Source organism: Taibaiella soli (genome assembly GCF_003236175.1).
Taxonomy (GTDB): Bacteria; Bacteroidota; Bacteroidia; order Chitinophagales; family Chitinophagaceae; genus QKTW01.
The window spans coordinates 1-16,045 of the sequence record NZ_QKTW01000015.1; the positions used below are offsets into that span (position 1 = coordinate 1).

16 protein-coding genes and 1 tRNA gene are annotated in these 16,045 nt (G+C 42.8%); 9 read left to right on the forward strand and 8 right to left on the reverse strand.

Going from position 1 to position 16,045, the window contains the following annotated elements; genetic code table 11:
* Positions 1-250, forward strand: a 250-nt coding sequence (locus DN068_RS22255) for a hypothetical protein (RefSeq protein ID WP_207798888.1), incomplete at its 5' end; no start/stop codon positions are given.
* A 1,151-nt stretch (positions 251-1,401) separates the two neighbouring features.
* Here DN068_RS22255 and DN068_RS09210 read toward each other — a convergent pair.
* Both DN068_RS09210 and DN068_RS09215 read right to left on the reverse strand, forming a co-directional pair.
* Positions 1,402-2,781, reverse strand: a complete 1,380-nt coding sequence (locus DN068_RS09210) for a trigger factor (protein ID WP_110998620.1) — start codon at positions 2,779-2,781, stop codon at positions 1,402-1,404.
* 60 nt (positions 2,782-2,841) lie between these two features.
* Positions 2,842-2,923, reverse strand: a tRNA-Leu gene (locus tag DN068_RS09215).
* 213 nt (positions 2,924-3,136) lie between these two features.
* On the opposite strand from DN068_RS09215, the gene DN068_RS09220 reads away from it, so the two are divergent.
* Both DN068_RS09220 and DN068_RS09225 read left to right on the forward strand, forming a co-directional pair.
* Positions 3,137-3,847 carry a response regulator transcription factor gene (locus DN068_RS09220; RefSeq protein WP_110998621.1) on the forward strand — a complete coding sequence of 237 codons (711 nt, stop codon included), beginning with the start codon at positions 3,137-3,139 and terminating at the stop codon, positions 3,845-3,847.
* A gap of 114 nt (positions 3,848-3,961) precedes the next feature.
* Positions 3,962-4,273, forward strand: coding sequence for a hypothetical protein (locus DN068_RS09225; RefSeq protein ID WP_110998622.1), 312 nt, complete (start codon positions 3,962-3,964; stop codon positions 4,271-4,273).
* A 130-nt stretch (positions 4,274-4,403) separates the two neighbouring features.
* On the opposite strand, the gene DN068_RS09230 is transcribed toward DN068_RS09225, so the two are convergent.
* The 5 genes from DN068_RS09230 to DN068_RS09250 all read right to left on the reverse strand — a co-directional run bounded on the left by DN068_RS09230 (position 4,404) and on the right by DN068_RS09250 (position 9,874).
* The gene (locus DN068_RS09230; RefSeq protein ID WP_110998623.1) at positions 4,404-5,486 is read right to left on the reverse strand and encodes a cytochrome-c peroxidase; all 1,083 of its coding nucleotides are present in this window, start codon (positions 5,484-5,486) and stop codon (positions 4,404-4,406) included.
* A 6-nt stretch (positions 5,487-5,492) separates the two neighbouring features.
* Complete coding sequence (locus DN068_RS09235) at positions 5,493-6,275, reverse strand: MbnP family protein (RefSeq protein ID WP_110998624.1); 783 nt, start codon at positions 6,273-6,275, stop codon at positions 5,493-5,495.
* Between the two features lie 87 nt (positions 6,276-6,362).
* A complete protein-coding gene (locus DN068_RS09240; protein WP_110998625.1) occupies positions 6,363-6,698 on the reverse strand; it encodes a hypothetical protein in 336 nt (111 codons plus the stop codon).
* A gap of 64 nt (positions 6,699-6,762) precedes the next feature.
* The gene (locus DN068_RS09245; protein ID WP_110998626.1) at positions 6,763-8,220 is read right to left on the reverse strand and encodes a glycine--tRNA ligase; all 1,458 of its coding nucleotides are present in this window, start codon (positions 8,218-8,220) and stop codon (positions 6,763-6,765) included.
* A gap of 142 nt (positions 8,221-8,362) precedes the next feature.
* On the reverse strand, positions 8,363-9,874 hold the full coding sequence (locus DN068_RS09250) for a sulfatase-like hydrolase/transferase (RefSeq protein WP_110998627.1): 1,512 nt from the start codon (positions 9,872-9,874) through the stop codon (positions 8,363-8,365).
* An 84-nt stretch (positions 9,875-9,958) separates the two neighbouring features.
* Here DN068_RS09250 and DN068_RS22060 point away from each other — a divergent pair, with 84 nt between their 5' ends.
* Both DN068_RS22060 and DN068_RS09255 read left to right on the forward strand, forming a co-directional pair.
* Positions 9,959-10,129: a hypothetical protein gene (locus DN068_RS22060; RefSeq protein ID WP_165836337.1), complete on the forward strand. Its 171-nt coding sequence runs from the start codon at positions 9,959-9,961 to the stop codon at positions 10,127-10,129.
* Positions 10,126-11,508, forward strand: coding sequence for a class I SAM-dependent methyltransferase (locus DN068_RS09255; protein ID WP_110998628.1), 1,383 nt, complete (start codon positions 10,126-10,128; stop codon positions 11,506-11,508). The genes DN068_RS22060 and DN068_RS09255 overlap by 4 nt, the downstream gene beginning before the upstream one ends.
* A gap of 130 nt (positions 11,509-11,638) precedes the next feature.
* Here DN068_RS09255 and DN068_RS09260 read toward each other — a convergent pair whose 3' ends face one another.
* Positions 11,639-13,111, reverse strand: coding sequence for a sulfatase-like hydrolase/transferase (locus DN068_RS09260; RefSeq protein ID WP_110998629.1), 1,473 nt, complete (start codon positions 13,109-13,111; stop codon positions 11,639-11,641).
* A gap of 52 nt (positions 13,112-13,163) precedes the next feature.
* Here DN068_RS09260 and DN068_RS09265 point away from each other — a divergent pair, with 52 nt between their 5' ends.
* The 4 genes from DN068_RS09265 to DN068_RS09280 are packed head-to-tail and all read left to right on the forward strand — an operon-like array spanning position 13,164 to position 16,044.
* Complete coding sequence (locus DN068_RS09265; protein WP_110998630.1) at positions 13,164-13,586, forward strand: YybH family protein; 423 nt, start codon at positions 13,164-13,166, stop codon at positions 13,584-13,586.
* Between the two features lie 19 nt (positions 13,587-13,605).
* Positions 13,606-14,376 carry a prolipoprotein diacylglyceryl transferase gene (locus DN068_RS09270; RefSeq protein WP_110998631.1) on the forward strand — a complete coding sequence of 257 codons (771 nt, stop codon included), beginning with the start codon at positions 13,606-13,608 and terminating at the stop codon, positions 14,374-14,376.
* Entirely contained in the window at positions 14,366-15,772 is a 1,407-nt protein-coding gene (locus DN068_RS09275; RefSeq protein WP_110998632.1) for a radical SAM protein, read from the forward strand. Before DN068_RS09270 ends, DN068_RS09275 begins: the two co-directional genes overlap by 11 nt.
* Positions 15,769-16,044, forward strand: coding sequence for a hypothetical protein (locus DN068_RS09280; RefSeq protein ID WP_110998633.1), 276 nt, complete (start codon positions 15,769-15,771; stop codon positions 16,042-16,044). Before DN068_RS09275 ends, DN068_RS09280 begins: the two co-directional genes overlap by 4 nt.
* Position 16,045 lies beyond the last annotated feature (1 nt).

Sequence of the window (16,045 nt, forward strand, 5' to 3'; positions counted from 1 at the left end):
ATCGGAATTGAACCGCTTCTTTTTCTCTCAGGCCTTTAACCTGCGCATCTTTTTATTTAAGAACTGTGTTATCTTTTTGTTGCTTTCCGCCGCGAAGCGGGCTGCAAAGGTACGCTTTTTATTTTCAAACTTCCAAATCTTTTTTCAAGATTTATTTTCACAACTCATTCAGCCTCTGTTTGAAACAACCGCGCCTTTTAAAGATCTTCTTTTTTCTTTGCCCCTTTTCAGAAGCGGAGTGCAAAGGTAGTGTTTGTTTTCAAATTTCCAAACTTTCTTTGAAAAAGTTTTTCAAGTCTCGCTTTCACTGAATCACTTGCTGTGCAAGCTTTTCAGCCTTTTCATCACCTCTGGCAACCTCTTTAAGAACTGTCCCGTTTTTGTTGGGAGTGCAAAGGTAGATAAAGTCTCTTCACTTCCAAATGTCTGGCGCAAGTTTTTTGATGAAAACCTCCTTGTAATGGACGGAATGCAGCACTGTGGCCTGGCATGCGTTTCAAAATATATGTCGGCGCCCTTTGCAATGAAGCAAAAGGCACACTATTAACCTTCTTATATAGCATAACCATGTAGTCTGTTACTTTTTGCTTGAACAAAAAGTAACCAAAAATTCAAGGCTGAAGGAAACTACGGCTAAAATGAAATGCATCCAGCTACAATTATTAAAGCTTACTATCTAGCGCTAGGGCTGTCCCTGGCGAAGCTATAACTGAGCTTCGGAGCTCCGGGCACCACCATAATTGCTTTACGCTGGAAGCATTCCATTTTTTAACGCCGGAGTTTCCTTAGGCCGGTTGTATGGTGCAAGCGAGCTTTTCTGCCACACACCAACATTAGTACGCTAGTCTGCTATTTTTTTGCTTGCCCCAAAAAGCGCTCTCTTCACCCGATCACGCCGGGGTTCAGACAGTCGCCCGATTTAACCACATTGCTACTATGCTACCAGGCAAAGGCTCATTGAGCTCAGATTTCCCAGTCCCGGCTACTGGAATTGCAACCTGCCTGCATTTCATTTCTTAACACCGGATTCTTAGGCCAGTAGTGCTATGTGGCCAAACGTTCGTGCTCCATTTCATTTGTTCTATTACATATAGCACTCTGTTACGCGGGATGCCTCGTTCCTCGGCATGACAAACGCGAGTACAATAGGAACGACTCACAACTAAAACGCGCCAAATCGTATATTATATATAGGCGCCTTCAATAGCAGTACTAGTGATGAACGGAGCGTCGCAACTCAGGCTTAACCGGAGCAGGAATGTTGGTGACAGAGAGTTTTAGAACCAGATACAATCTGCGTAGAATTTTTAGACACAAGAGCGCTACGCTAACTTTTGCCAGTGGAGGAAATAAAAAAGGCTACCCTTTCGGATAGCCTTTGTATTTTCTGATTAGTATCTACTAATGATGGTGGTGGTGTGCAGCGTGTGCATCCGGAAGTTTGAAGAACTCTTCTTCAGAAATTTCTTTCTCTTCTGTGTTGAATTGTGTTTCCAGGAATTGGAACAGACGATCGAACAACAGACGACGATATGTTTCGTTCATTGTTTTTTCATCTTTTGCCACTTTTGCCATGTAACTATCCAACCAAGGTGCATCGTCACCGGCTTCCATACCGAAGTAAGCCAGTACGCGTGCTTTGATGTCTTCGTTTACTTCTTCGAGGCTTACGTTGATGTTGTTATCGATGATCAGTTTATCAGAGATTAAAGTCCAACGCAACTGGTGTTCGAAAGAACCGAATTCATTTTCTACTTCTGCATCTGTTTTTGGTTTTTCACCACCGTCTTTCAACCAACGTTTCAGGAACGGAACAGGCAATTCAATGGTTGTCTGATGAACGAGCATTTCGAAGATCTCGTTGTTCAAACGATCTTTAGTAATGCGATCAAATTCACGGCCGAGTTCTGCTTTGATACGATCTTTAAAATCAGCTTCGCTGGTTACGTTATCGTTCGGGAAAACTTCTACGAAAAGTGTAGCATCTAAATCACGAGGGATCAGCAGGCCAACTTTAGTGATTGTAAGTTTGAAATATTGCTGTGCAGCTTCTTCGCCTTGTTTCAGCGGATCTTTCAGGAAGCCTTCCAATTCTTCTGCGGTACAAACATCTGCCGGACGGAAAACGAAAGTCTCGTTTACACCTTTGCCAATCACCATTTCCTGGAGTTTAGCAGGCAGTTTTTCAACCAGAACAGTTTCTTCTACTTTGTGTGCACCTTCAGCAACATTACCTTCTGCATCACAAGCTTCGTAAGTACCGTACAGGATGTCATCTTTAGTAGTGATCGTTTCTGGATTTTCTACTTTACCATAACGACGACGGATACGTTCGATCTCGTCTTCTACCATTTTATCTGAAGCTGCTACTTTGTAGCGAGTCAGCGTTGCTTTTTCTTTGAGTGGAGCGATTTCGAAATCTGGTTTCAGACCTACTTCGAATACGAAATCTACTTCAGCAGGAGCGTTCATATCCAGTGACACCTGAGTTTCGCCAGGAACCAGCATCGGCTGAGCGAAGATGGCTACTTTTTCGTCTTTCAGATAATCTTCCAGTTTACGGCCTGCAGAACGGAACACTTCATCATTGAAGATGCTTGGACCGTACATTTTTTTAACCATACCAGAAGGCACCATTCCCTTGCGGAAACCTGGTACATTCGCGGTTTTGGCATATTGTTTCAGAGACTTTTCAAAAGAAGGCATATAGTCTTCTTTTGCCAGTTTTACTGTGATTTTATCGTGCAGGGTTCCGATGTTATTGCGTGTTACGGTTGCCATTGCTTTTAAATTTAATTATGTTAAAAAAACAGCCGATCTAAGACCGGCTGATTGCAGTTGTGCGGATGATAGGAATCGAACCTACATGGATTACTCCGCTAGATCCTAAGTCTAGTGCGTCTGCCAGTTTCGCCACATCCGCTTTTAAGGACGGCAAAGGTAATAATTAATAATCAAATTCAACAAATCAGTTTATAATAGGTTTCAACGCACTTTCAAAATCAGGAAAAATGGCGTTTAGTCATACAATTATCATATGTATCTCATTATTGTCATGAGAATCACACATCTGTATTTCGCTACTTGACAGGCATCGCGAATTGTCATTATTTTTAAGGTACTAAACCGAACGTATATGAACGTCAAAGAAAGAAAAGCTTCGCTTTTGGTGGTTGAAGATGAAGAAAGTCTGCGGGAAGCCCTAAAATTAAACCTGGAACTGGAAGGCTACGAAGTGACAACCGTTGACAATGGTCCTTCTGTATTGAAAATGGTTAAAAATGAATATTTCGATCTTATAGTGCTTGACATTATGCTGCCCGACATGGATGGCCTGACTGTTTGCGAAACGATCCGGATGCAACACAATGACGTTCCTATTCTTTTCCTTTCGGCGCGCAACAGCAGCGGTGATCGTGTAGAAGGGCTCAAAAAAGGCGGTGACGATTATTTAACCAAACCATTTAATCTTGAAGAATTATTACTCCGTGTCAACAAACTGGTTGTAAAAAATAAAAAGATCCGTGAACCTCAGGCTGTTCCTGACGTGTACGAATTCGGCGGCTGTAAAATCGATTTTGCAGCGCATCAATGTACCAGCAAGGATGGCAGTGTGCAGGAACTCAGTAAAAAAGAAGCTGCGTTGCTGAAACTTCTGATTGAGCACAAAAATGAGGTGGTATCACGCGAGCACATCTTACAAGTTGTTTGGGGCTATAATGTGTACCCGACTACACGTACGATCGACAATTTCATTCTCAATTTCCGGAAGTATTTTGAAGAAGATAGCCGCAATCCAAAACACTTTCATTCTGTGCGCGGTATTGGCTACAAGTTTACAGTTTAAACAATATAATGGGTGATTAACACAGGCAGGTTGTTTTTACAGCCTGCCTTTTTCTTGCTAAAAAGCAGCATTCTGACGTTTTTTTGTATTTTAATGCTTTAATAATCTTTTGAAATGCGCCCGAAACTATTATTACTGCTGCTTATACCGATGAGTTTTACCGCCTGTAAAAAGGATAAAGACTGGAAATCTGCCGTTGTTGTCAACACTGGCGATATTACCGCCGCCGGCTGTGGTTTTGTTTTAAAAATGGATGACCTGTCGGAACAAAAGCCAATCAATTTGCCAACTGCATATACCTATGATGGTCTTGCTGTAAAAGTAAAATTCCACACTGTAAATAGCCCTGTATCCTGCAATACAGCGGACGGCACAAAGAATATGGCGAGTATAGAAATCGACGATATCAAACGAGATCTTAACTAGAATGTCTGATAGCGGATTTGTGAGTGGTGAGTAGTCAGTTCTGAATCCCGCAACTTAAATCAGACAATGAGCGATCGAAAAATCAGCGATAAAAAAAATCGTCCCAGCAGTACTGTTGGGACGATTTTTTTTATGGTTTTGGTTCCTGAAATCTTGGATCTTTTATAAAGGTTTCATCGTTTAATGTATTGAGGAATGCCAGCAGATCTGCTCTTTCCTGCACTGAAAGATGAATGCCGTTCTGAAGTGCCGGATCAAGCGTCGGTGACGGCTGAATGCCGTGATCATAATGTGCGAGCACAGAATCAAGTTTTGAGAAACGACCATCGTGCATGTACGGCGCTGAATATTTCAGATTTCGCAATGAAGGCACTTTGAATTTGTACAAATCAGCAATATCTCGCGTGATATGCGCACGGCCACTGTCGTTCACTGCTGTTGGCATCAGCCCGTTATTGCGGAACGAAAAATCAGTAAACAAAGGTTCTTTATGGCAGCTCGCACAATTGGTTTTAAAAATCTGCAATCCGCTCAATTCCTGCGCAGTCATTGATCCGCCTGCCTCTCCACGCATATAATGATCGTACTTCGAATTATTGGAAACCAACATCCCCATGAATTGACAGATCGCTTTGAAGATGCGCTGCGAATTGATGGTTTCGTCGCCAAACGTATTTTTGAACTGCGCTCTGTAATCTGCGTCGGCATTTAGTTTGGTAATAATGTCCGGCAAATTCTCGTCCATTTCTACCGGGTTCTGAATAGGATTGATTGGCTGCGCTTCTATATGATTGACGCCGCCATCCCAGAAAAAGCTGGTATGCCAGTTGAGGTTGAACAATGCGGGCGAATTCCTTTTTCCTAAAAGATTATCGACACCATGACTTACCGGGTGATCAAGTTGCGCAAACGCGGCAAACGGTTGATGGCAACTGCCACAGGAAACCGTATTGTCACGGGAAAGACGTGGATCGAAAAATAGTTTCCGGCCTAATTCAAACCCCGCATTGGAAAGCTTGTTATTATCGAACTGGTAGAAAGGCGTCGGCCAGCCCTGCGGAATTTGAAAAACCACAGGTGTTTCATCCGTTGCTTTTCCGCTATCAGTAATTTGCGGATCTTTTTTACAGCTTTCTACCAGAATCCCTCCGACAAGAAGCAGGAATGCTGTATTCCTTATTTTTTTAAAACTAATCTTAGTTGAAAATGACATTCAGCTCTACTGATTATCTACGTGATCGATGGAGAACATATTTTTGTAGTTCTGCGAAATAGATGCGGCGTCAAGACCCGCATCTGTAACAGTATTTAGCTGCGCAAAGTTGATCACATTCGGTGTTCCGAACCACTGAGCCGCATCTGAATTCAGATTGATCACGGGCGTTTTCGCAGCACTGACCGTTGCAGCAGTTGGCAATTGCAGGGTTACGGTTTTCAATACATTATTTTTACCGGCAAAGCCTCCCATGTGAAATGTTATCGCGTTATTCGGAGCAGTTGACTGAGGTGAAGTTCCTTCGAGCTTGGCCATGATATAGCCCGAATTCCAGGCCCAGTACATACCATTCTGCGGATCCAGCGCGCCGGTATTTGCGCCAGAAGTATTTGCTGCACTATCTACACCGATCAGAAATGTAACAGATGTATAATTGCCGGAAGGCACATTGCTGATCGAAAATGTTTTGGACGAAGTCAGCTCTTCATTTACCAGATGGTAACTGTTAGGTTCTGCGAAAACGGTTCCGTTATCGCTGGTAAGCTTGATATTACTGATGTAGTATTTGTAAAGATTAATGCTGTATGTATCTCCGTTTGCGTTCTGATACACACCTGTATGAAGCACTACCGGTTGATTGCCTACTTTATTGGCAAATGAGAATCCCATCGTACCGGTTGTATTTGTCGGCGTAGTCGGATTACTTGGTTTGGGATCATCTTTTTTATGGCAGGCACTTAGCAAAACCAGCACAGCCGCAGAAAGCAGCATCATTTTTCTCATCATAAGTTCAGGAATGTTTGGGGAGCGAACTCGTTTTAAAAATTTTCCGAAAATAAGAAATCTTATCTAAGGATGTGCCATATGAGCGTATTACCACGCAAGATCCTGATCTTCATCTTTTTGAAAACCTTTCCTTCTATGTGCAATACGCGATTGCATCTTTTGCCACTGGCGAACATAAATTAAACGGGAAATCGCAGCAGCAGGCGTTTTGGAGAAATACATGGCCTCCTGCAATTTCCTTTCGGAGATATCAAGGCGATACATAAGTTGAAAAAACGCTTCCGGACCGCGTTCGAGGATCTGCACGACTTTTATTTCAAGCTGCGCCAGAATGGTTTCCTCGGAGATGAGTTCAGGAATGGCAATACCCCACTCGGTTTGCAATTGCCTTGCCAGTTCCAGTTGTTGCTGCTCATCTGCCATAAAAAAAGCCGGAAGTTTCCCTCCGGCAAGTTAACTCTTTTATTTCTGTGCTTTGAAAATCAGCCTAAAACATCTGGATTTTATCGAGCACTAATTGTTTTACAGAAGAAAGCGGAATGCGCTCTTGTTCCATACTATCACGGTAACGAATAGTTACGGTCTGATCTTCTTTTGTCTGGTGATCTACAGTAATGCAGAACGGCGTACCGATTGCATCCTGACGACGGTAACGCTTACCGATTGCATCTTTTTCTTCGTAGAAACATCTGAAAAGTGGCATACATTCTTTCATCAGTTCACGAGCGATTTCCGGCAAACCATCTTTTTTAGTCAATGGTAAAATGGCCAGTTTGATCGGCGCAAGCATCGGTGGGAACTTCAATACCACGCGGTCATCTTTCTTCTCTTCTGTACTCAGATCCTGCAATTCGTAAGCTTCGCTCAGAACCATCATCACAGCGCGATCCAGGCCAATTGAAGTTTCGATTACGTACGGAACGTAGTTACCGTAAGGCTTTCCGTTTTCGTCGAGATCGTTGTCGAAATACTGCATTTTTTTACCACTGAATTGCTGATGGCTTTTCAGATCGAAGTCGGTGCGGCTATGCACACCTTCCACTTCTTTGAACCCCATCGGAAAATCATACTCGATATCACAAGCAGCATCTGCGTAGTGTGCCAGTTTTACGTGGTCATGGAAACGGTAATGCTCTGCCGGAATACCCAGGCTGAGATGCCATTTCATACGCGCTTCTTTCCAGTATTCATACCACTCTTTCTGTGTGCCAGGGCGAACGAAGAATTGCATTTCCATTTGTTCGAATTCGCGCATGCGGAAGATAAAACCACGTGCTACGATTTCGTTACGAAATGCTTTACCAGTCTGCGCAATACCAAACGGCACTTTCATACGGCCGGTTTTCTGCACGTTCAGGAAGTTCACGAAGATACCCTGAGCCGTTTCCGGACGCAGATATACTTTGTTGTCATCTGAATTGTCAGAAGCAACCGCGCCCATTTCCGTATCAAACATCAGGTTAAACTGACGCACATCTGTCCACTCGTTCGAGTCGTTTGGCTGACCTTTCATCTTGTGTTTGATGATGAGATCTTTCAAACCGCTGAAGTCATCAGCTGCCAGCAAACGGTCCATTTCATCGAGCAATGCTTTTGCATCTGCCTCTGGTAATGTCTCTGCATGGCCTTCAATCAGGTGATCGACACGGTAGCGTTTTTTGCTTTCCTTGTTGTCAATCATCGGATCGCTGAAGTTGTCTACGTGACCACTTGCTTTCCAAACTGTCGGGTGCATAAAGATGGCAGCGTCAATACCCACAATGTTTTCATGCATCTGAGTCATGCTCTTCCACCAGTAGTCACGGATGTTTTTCTTAAGCTCAGAACCGTATTGACCATAATCATATACCGCGCTGAGACCATCGTATATTTCGCTCGACTGAAAGACGAATCCGTATTCTTTACAGTGTCCTATAATATCTTGTAGCTTATTTTCATTTGCCATAACGTCGCAAAAATAAAAGGTTATATTGACATATCCAGCTTGCCCAAACACCCAAAGGTGAGTGTCGGCGTGTGTAGCCTTCTCTCAAAACGCCGAAGACACGACACGAAGCAATTCCAAATCAAAAATCTTCAATCTTAATTTATTGCAACATTTTGTCTGTAGGGTCCTGAACGAGCAGCTGGGAAGAATCCGGCAGTAACTGGTATTGAGTTCCTAATGCTTTATTCATTACAGTCCGAACAGCATTGACGCTGGTGATCGAATCATATAAAGCGCGGTAATCCTGGTCAGGAAAATAAATAGCATTGAGATTGGCACAACGCAAAGGCGAGTTAAGTGTCAGGTTGTTGTTCCGATAGCCATGATCGCCAAGGACAACGATAATAGCATTACTCTTTTTGCAGTTCTGAATAGCTTTTACCACTTCAAACATTTTTCTGCTGGCATATTGCAGATTGTAGGTGTAAAACTCGGGCACACTGTGATCTGATACATAAAGCGCGGAATCAGCACTTAACAGCCGGCCATTTTTATTAAAATAAAATGGCTCATGCGGTGTATAAAAATGTACATAGTAAAACGAAGGCCTTGATGCCTTTACCGCTGCATCTGCAATCAAATCCTTTGCCAGCTGCTCATTATACCGGTAAGATTGAAAATAATGAACCCCGGGAGCAAAATGCAACTTGCCCCCTTTTGTACTTAGCCGATATCTCCGCAAAACCACATCGTAAAATGTGTTTTCTGTGAGCAGCGAAATATTATATGGAAAAAACTCAGCTTGTGAATATTGCAGCGCATGCCCGTCTTTCATATCAAACATAGAGTAGTTACGAATCTGATAACCGTGCTCAGTGAAAACATCCTGCAGACGGTTGTTATAAATCCGAACGAAACTCTCATGGAGATTGGGTACGCCCACAGCCCTTCTGGCGTTCGTTACAGGAAAATAAGAGGTATTCAGTAATGATGCCGTAGAATACAAAGTAAGATCATAATTGCTGCGACTATTGGTCTGAACAGAAAATCCATGCTGCTTCAGAAAACTGTCGACATAACTGTTGTCATAGTTTAACGCTTGCTGCAATCCCCTCGTTCCCATGTATTCGTCGAAAACAATCAAATAAACATCCGGCTTTGTGGTCACCGTATTTAGAGACGTGTTATTAACCAACGAAGAAAGCTTGTCCTCTTTTTTAGGATCTGAGCTTCGTTTTATGATGAGTCCGACCTCGAACAATAAATAAACAATAAACAGCAGGTTGAGAAAATAAACGGTCCGTTGCTGCTTTTTTTCCTCTAGCCGATTAAAAATCAGTGAAATAAGAACGATTACTGCAAGTGCTGCCGCCATCGCGAGGAACAGTTTTCCTGAAAAATGTTCCTCGGTTCTTATAAAAAACCCTTGCCATGCACTCCAGAAATAAAAAAATGCACTGGCAGACAAACATAAGACCGCTGCTTTTTTCCTTGATCCGAGTAATGCCTGGGTAATTGCAAACACAACAAAGGTTATCAGCAGATAAACACAAGTCATCTCCAGTGCTGCATCCCATTTTACATAACCCCAATATCTCCTATATAACCGAATGACATAGAATATCGGCACCAGAAAAATGAAAATTGATCTCGTTTTAATAATTTGCGGCATCTTATTTGATCTGTCACTGATTATGGTGTTAAAATTAATAAGATTTACTGCGCAGCACAGCGTTGCCGAAAACTGTATTTAGAAATGAGCGTTCAGTTATTATATATCGATCCGGGAAGCGGCAGTATGCTGTTGCAATTTATCATTGGCGCCTGCCTTGGTGTCGTTTTCTTTTTTAAGACTATTGTTTACAGGATCAAATCAATTTTCCGCAAGGAAAAGAATGATACAGACACCACTTCTGAATCAAAATGACTGCAATAACCCGCCACCCTGCTTCTTACCGTGATCCTTCGGGATTTGTGTTTCGTCATTTTGGAGACATTTACCGCATGGTTAATATTTCGTACAAAGAGGATTACGACCTGCTGATGCAATCTGGTCTTTATACTTCATTGGCCGAAAAGAAAATAATGTTGTCGCACACCGATGTAACTGCACAATTTTCTTTAGCGCCAAATGCCTATAAAGTAATCCAGCCAGAAGCAGTTCCTTTCTGGACGTATCCTTATGAATGGAGTTTTGAACAGCTGAAACAGGCGGCGTTACTCACATTGCAGTTGAATAAACTGGCGCTGGCGCAAAATATGATTCTGAAAGATGCCACCGCTTATAATATTCAATTTGTAGCAGGCAAACCGATTCTGATCGACAGTCTTTCTTTTGAAAAATACACAGAAGGTGCTCCGTGGAAGGCTTTTCGCCAGTTCTGCACCCATTTTGTTTATCCGCTTTTGCTGCAAAGCAAAGTGGAAGGTCTGAACCCGGCTATCTTTAGCCAATACCCGGACGGCATTTCCGCGAAGCTAACGGCTTCTTTATTGCCAAAGTCTTCTAAATATAATCTCAACAATTGGCTCTATCTCTATCTGCCGGCCAAACTAGAAGGCAAACAAGACGATTCAGCCAAACAACGTAGCATTTCCGTTTCGAAAACGAAAATCCTGCAAAACATGGAACAGCTTTCCGGCTTTATTCAAAAGATGAAACCGCCGGTGGTACATTCCAACTGGAATCATTACTACAGCGAAACAATTCTTAGTCAGGAATATCTTCAGTTTAAGGAACAGACCGTTGCGCAATGGCTGAAAGAAAAATCGCCCAAAACCACAGTAGACGTAGGTTGTAACACAGGCGTATTCAGTTTTATTGCTTCACAAAACAGCGGGCAGGTTGTTTCATTGGATACTGATCCATACAGCATTGACCTGCTTTTTTTAATGGCACAAAAAGAGGGCGTAAAAAACCTGACAACTTTTGTAGGTGATATCTGTAACCCAGCTGCGGCGTTTGGCTGGAATAATGCGGAGCAAAGTGCGCTGCTAAGTCGCCTGAAAGGTGATATGGTTTTATCTCTGGCATTAATTCATCACCTGGCGCTGACGAAAAACGTACCACTTGAGATGATTCTGGAAACATTCGCCAATATCAGCACGCAATACGTGATCATGGAATTTGTTCCCAAGTCTGATCCGCGTTCGCAAACATTGCTGCAAAACAAAACGGATATTTTTCCGTCTTACACACAGGCAGATTTTGAAACTGTGGCGCAACAGTTTTTCACTATTGAAAAACAAACGCCAATGCAGGGAAGTGAGCGGGTACTTTATCTGCTTAAAAAAGGCCACCTCTAACTCCTCCGAAGGAGGAGAATTTCCGGCCCTAGGGTATTATCTCAGCGCGGTTGTCATGCAGAGCGGAGTCGAAGCATTATTGAATAGCCCACAAAAACACGAAAACCACAACGCGAGCTACTCACAAAACTCATTTCACGTCATTGAGCTCTGACGTACTATCCGGGAGCATCTGATAATTGGTGCCCAATACTTTGTTCATGATTACCCTTAAAACATTCACATTAGAAATACTGTCGTAAAGCGACTGATAATTTTTATCCGGGAAGTAAACAGCATTCAGGTTTCTGAACTTGGCGGCGAGATTTACAGTATCATAAGGCACACGATAGCCATGGTCGCTCAACAATAAAATGGCGGCGTTATGATCATAATGCAAAATGGAATCTACCAGCATTTTCATCTTCAGATTCGCATGTGCAACATTGTATAAATAATGCTGTGTACGATTGTGAAAAAAGCCATATTCCACGCTGTCGGGTGTGTATAAATTCCCATTTGGACCGTAATAAAACGGCGGATGCGGCATAGTGAGATGACAATAGACAAATACAGGTTTTTGCTTCGGCTCTTTTGCCTGCTCCATAACCCGATCCATCATTTTATTATTGTAGGTATTTGTACGATAGACCGCTTCGTCCGATTTCAGATGCAGCATCTGCAAATAATCTTTTACAAAAAGATCGTACAAAGTGTTTGCGGTAATAATTTCCGTTCCGCTCAATAAAAACTCATTCTGGCTCAATGCCGGCATATTGCCCACATCGAAATAAGAGCAATTATTAAACAGATAATCTTGCTGCACAAACGTCTTCACTACGCTGCTCTCTTTAATGTTTTTTATCGCCTGCTTATAATCCGCCGGGCGCACCGCTTTCGGATTAACGCCCGTGAGATAATTCGCGTTCAGAATCGAAGCCATTGAGAAGAATGTCTGCGGATAATTGGAACGGCTATGCTCCTGAATGGAAAAATTATGCGCACGCAAAAAGCTGTCGGTCGCTGCATTGTCAAATCCATAGTCTTCACGAAGCGATTTACTGCCTGCATATTCATCAAACAAAATGAAATAAACATTCCAATGTGTGGCAGCGGTTGTATTTGCCGATGTGGACTCCTGTCCGGCAACTACTTTTCGGTGATTAAAACTTTTACCGGTGATAACAGAAATATCGACCAGCAGATAAATCACAAAGAGCAGATTGAGATAGAAAACAAACTGTTGTTGCGTCTTGTCCCCGAGTTTTTTGAAAAGAAAATATCCAGCAATAATTGCAATGGTCCAGATCGCAAAAACGACCGGAATTTTGGAAAAGAAACCATCTGGAAATTGAGCTTTTGCCAGTCCTAATGTATCGCCCCAATAAAGCTGCAATAACAATATTAAAAAACAAAGAACCGCAGCACTCATCCTGTCTTTTGCAAACAGCCTGATGACGCGATATAACACTGCCGCTACCGCTAAATAAATCACGGAGAGCTGCAACACATCCTTTACACCCACTAACCCGAAATAATGTTGCCAGCCGTGTATCACAAAAAACAACGGCAACAGGAATGGAAATAATTTCCATTGCTTCAGTATGGCTTGCGGTGCAGGCATCAGGTAAAGATAATTGAGTTTATTGCTATTTTACGGCAGACATCACTCGCTTATGAAAAATTGGATCTTACTCTTGCTGATTTGTTTTGCTGTTCCTGCATTTGCGCAAAACAGCAACGAACAACAAATTCTTACGATGCTGGATGCACAGGTGAAAGAATGGAACAAAGGGAATATCGCCGGTTATATGCACGGCTACTGGGAAAATGACAGCCTGCTTTTTATTGGCAGTAACGGACCGCGCTACGGCTATACAACCACGCTGAAACGGTACCAGCAAGCCTATCCCGACAAAGCACACATGGGCACATTGACATCTACGATTACCAGCATGAAGCAACTTTCTCCGGAATATTATTTCATTGTAGGCAAATGGGCCCTGAAACGAAGCGCTGGCAACGTTTCCGGCAGCTACACGTTGTTATTGCGCAAAATAAACGATGTTTGGGTAATTGTTTGTGACCATAGTTCGTAAGGCAAAAAACGTATGATTAGTGGTATTTCCCTATAGCGTACATATCGGACAACAAATCATCAGGCTGCATGGAGTTTTCGAATTCCTGGGCATTTTTATTGCATTCCGTTACTACCTGTTTTTGCGTCGCCGGAAAGGTGATACGATCAATACGGAAAACAGACTTTTTATTGTAATCGGAGCCACGTTTGGTGCAGTTATTGGTTCGCATCTATTAGGTGCTCTGGAAAATATTCCGGAATGGATGGCAGCTACCAGCAAATGGCAATATCTCTATGGCAATAAAACATTGGTCGGTGGCGTACTTGGCGGATTATTCGGCGTTGAATCTGTAAAACTTTTAGTTGGCGAAAAACAGCGCAGCGGCGACCTTTTTGTTTTCCCATTGTTGCTGGGAATGATTATTGGCAGAGTCGGTTGTTTTAGCGCGGGCATTTACGAAGAAACGTACGGACTACCTTCAAAACTGCCATGGGCAATGGATCTGGGCGATGGTATCCTGCGACATCCCGTAGCTTTGTATGAAATTGTATTTCTGATTTTACTTTGGACTTCACTGTCTGTTTTGAATAAAAAAGAAAAACTGGATTCAGGTGCATTGTTCAAACTTTTCATGATCGGCTACCTGCTATTCCGTTTCCTGCTAGATTTTATAAAACCAGGCTGGCGTTACTGCCTTGGCCTCGGATCTATACAACTGGCCTGCCTTGCAGGACTTATTTATTATGGCCGTTATTTATTACGCCCCGCACTTTTACTGAAGAAAAAAGAATTGTCTTATGCCGGTTAGAAAATACACCTATTACGATTACACCATCAGCCTTTGTCCGGAATGCCTGAAGCGCATTGAAGCGAAGATTGTGTTTGAAGACAACAAAGTGTACATGCTGAAAACCTGCCCGGATCACGGGTTTCACAAAACACTCATTGCAACAGATGTAGCGTATTACAAAAACATCCGCAATTATAACAAACCTTCGGAAACGCCATTGCGCTTCAATACGAAAACACACTACGGCTGTCCATACGACTGCGGACTTTGTACCGATCATGAACAACACAGTTGTTTAACATTAGTTGAAATCACAGATCGCTGCAATCTGTCCTGCCCTACTTGTTACGCAATGTCTTCGCCGCATTACGGACGTCATCGTACGTTAGAAGAAGTAGAACAGATGCTAAAAATCATTGTGGCCAACGAAGGCGAACCAGATGTGGTGCAAATCAGTGGCGGCGAGCCAACAATTCATCCGCAGTTCTTCGAAATATTAGACATCGCCAAACGCCTGCCCATCAAGCATCTAATGGTAAATACAAATGGCATTCGGATTGCGCAGGATCCTGGCTTTGCAGAACGACTGGCGACGTATATGCCCGACTTTGAGATCTATCTTCAGTTTGATTCTTTCAAGCCGGAAGTATTAACGGCATTGCGCGGAAAAGATCTTTCAGACATCCGTTATAAAGCGCTGGAAAAACTCAATGAACTCAATCTTTCTACCACGCTCGTAGTGACGATGCAGAAAGGCATGAATGATGACGAGGCCGGAAAAATCATAGAGTATGCGCTGAAGCAGCGTTGTGTTCGTGGTGTTACTTTTCAGCCAGTGCAGATTGCTGGCCGATTTGAACATGAAAACGAAGAAAAAAACCGACTAACGCTTACGGAAGTGCGCGATAATATTCTATCCCAGACTTCGATCTTTCAGCCAAACGATATCATTCCTGTGCCTTGCAACCCTGATGCGCTCGCAATGGGCTACGCGCTGAAATTAAATGGCAATATAGTTCCGCTGACGCGCTACATTGATCCGGCTTATCTGCTGGACAATTCGAAGAATACAATTGTGTACGAACAAGACACGGTCTTGCACGATCATCTGATCAATATTTTCAGCACAGGTATTTCGGTAGATAAAGTGACCGAGAATATGCACCAGCTGTTGTGTTGTCTGCCTCAAATTTATGCCCCGGGCCTTTCTTACGAAAATTTATTCCGAGTTATCATTATGCGCTTTATTGACGCCTATGATTTTGATGTGCGGGCCATCAAAAAATCCTGTGTGCACATTGTGAGCAAAGACGGGAGAATCATTCCGTTTGAAACCATGAATCTGTTTTACCGCGATGACAAAGAAACTTACCTCAACGATCTTAAATCACGCTACGATAAAATTCAATTTTGAAAAAGCCATTCTTAATAATCGCAGGAATTAATCTGGGCATCACTTTGCTGGCTCTTTTTTCTATCCTCCACGATAGCAATTTCAATGCCGCATTTGGCATCGTCATACTGCTTATCGGTGCATTCAATGGCGTGGTTGGCGTGCTGCTATGCCTTATCGGCATGGCGGAAAAAGCAGTCATGAAATATGGGCTGGCGATGCTGGCAATTTCAGGTATCTATTTACTATCCGGTTTTACACTATGTAGTCAAACCAAAATTTCCGTAAATTGAT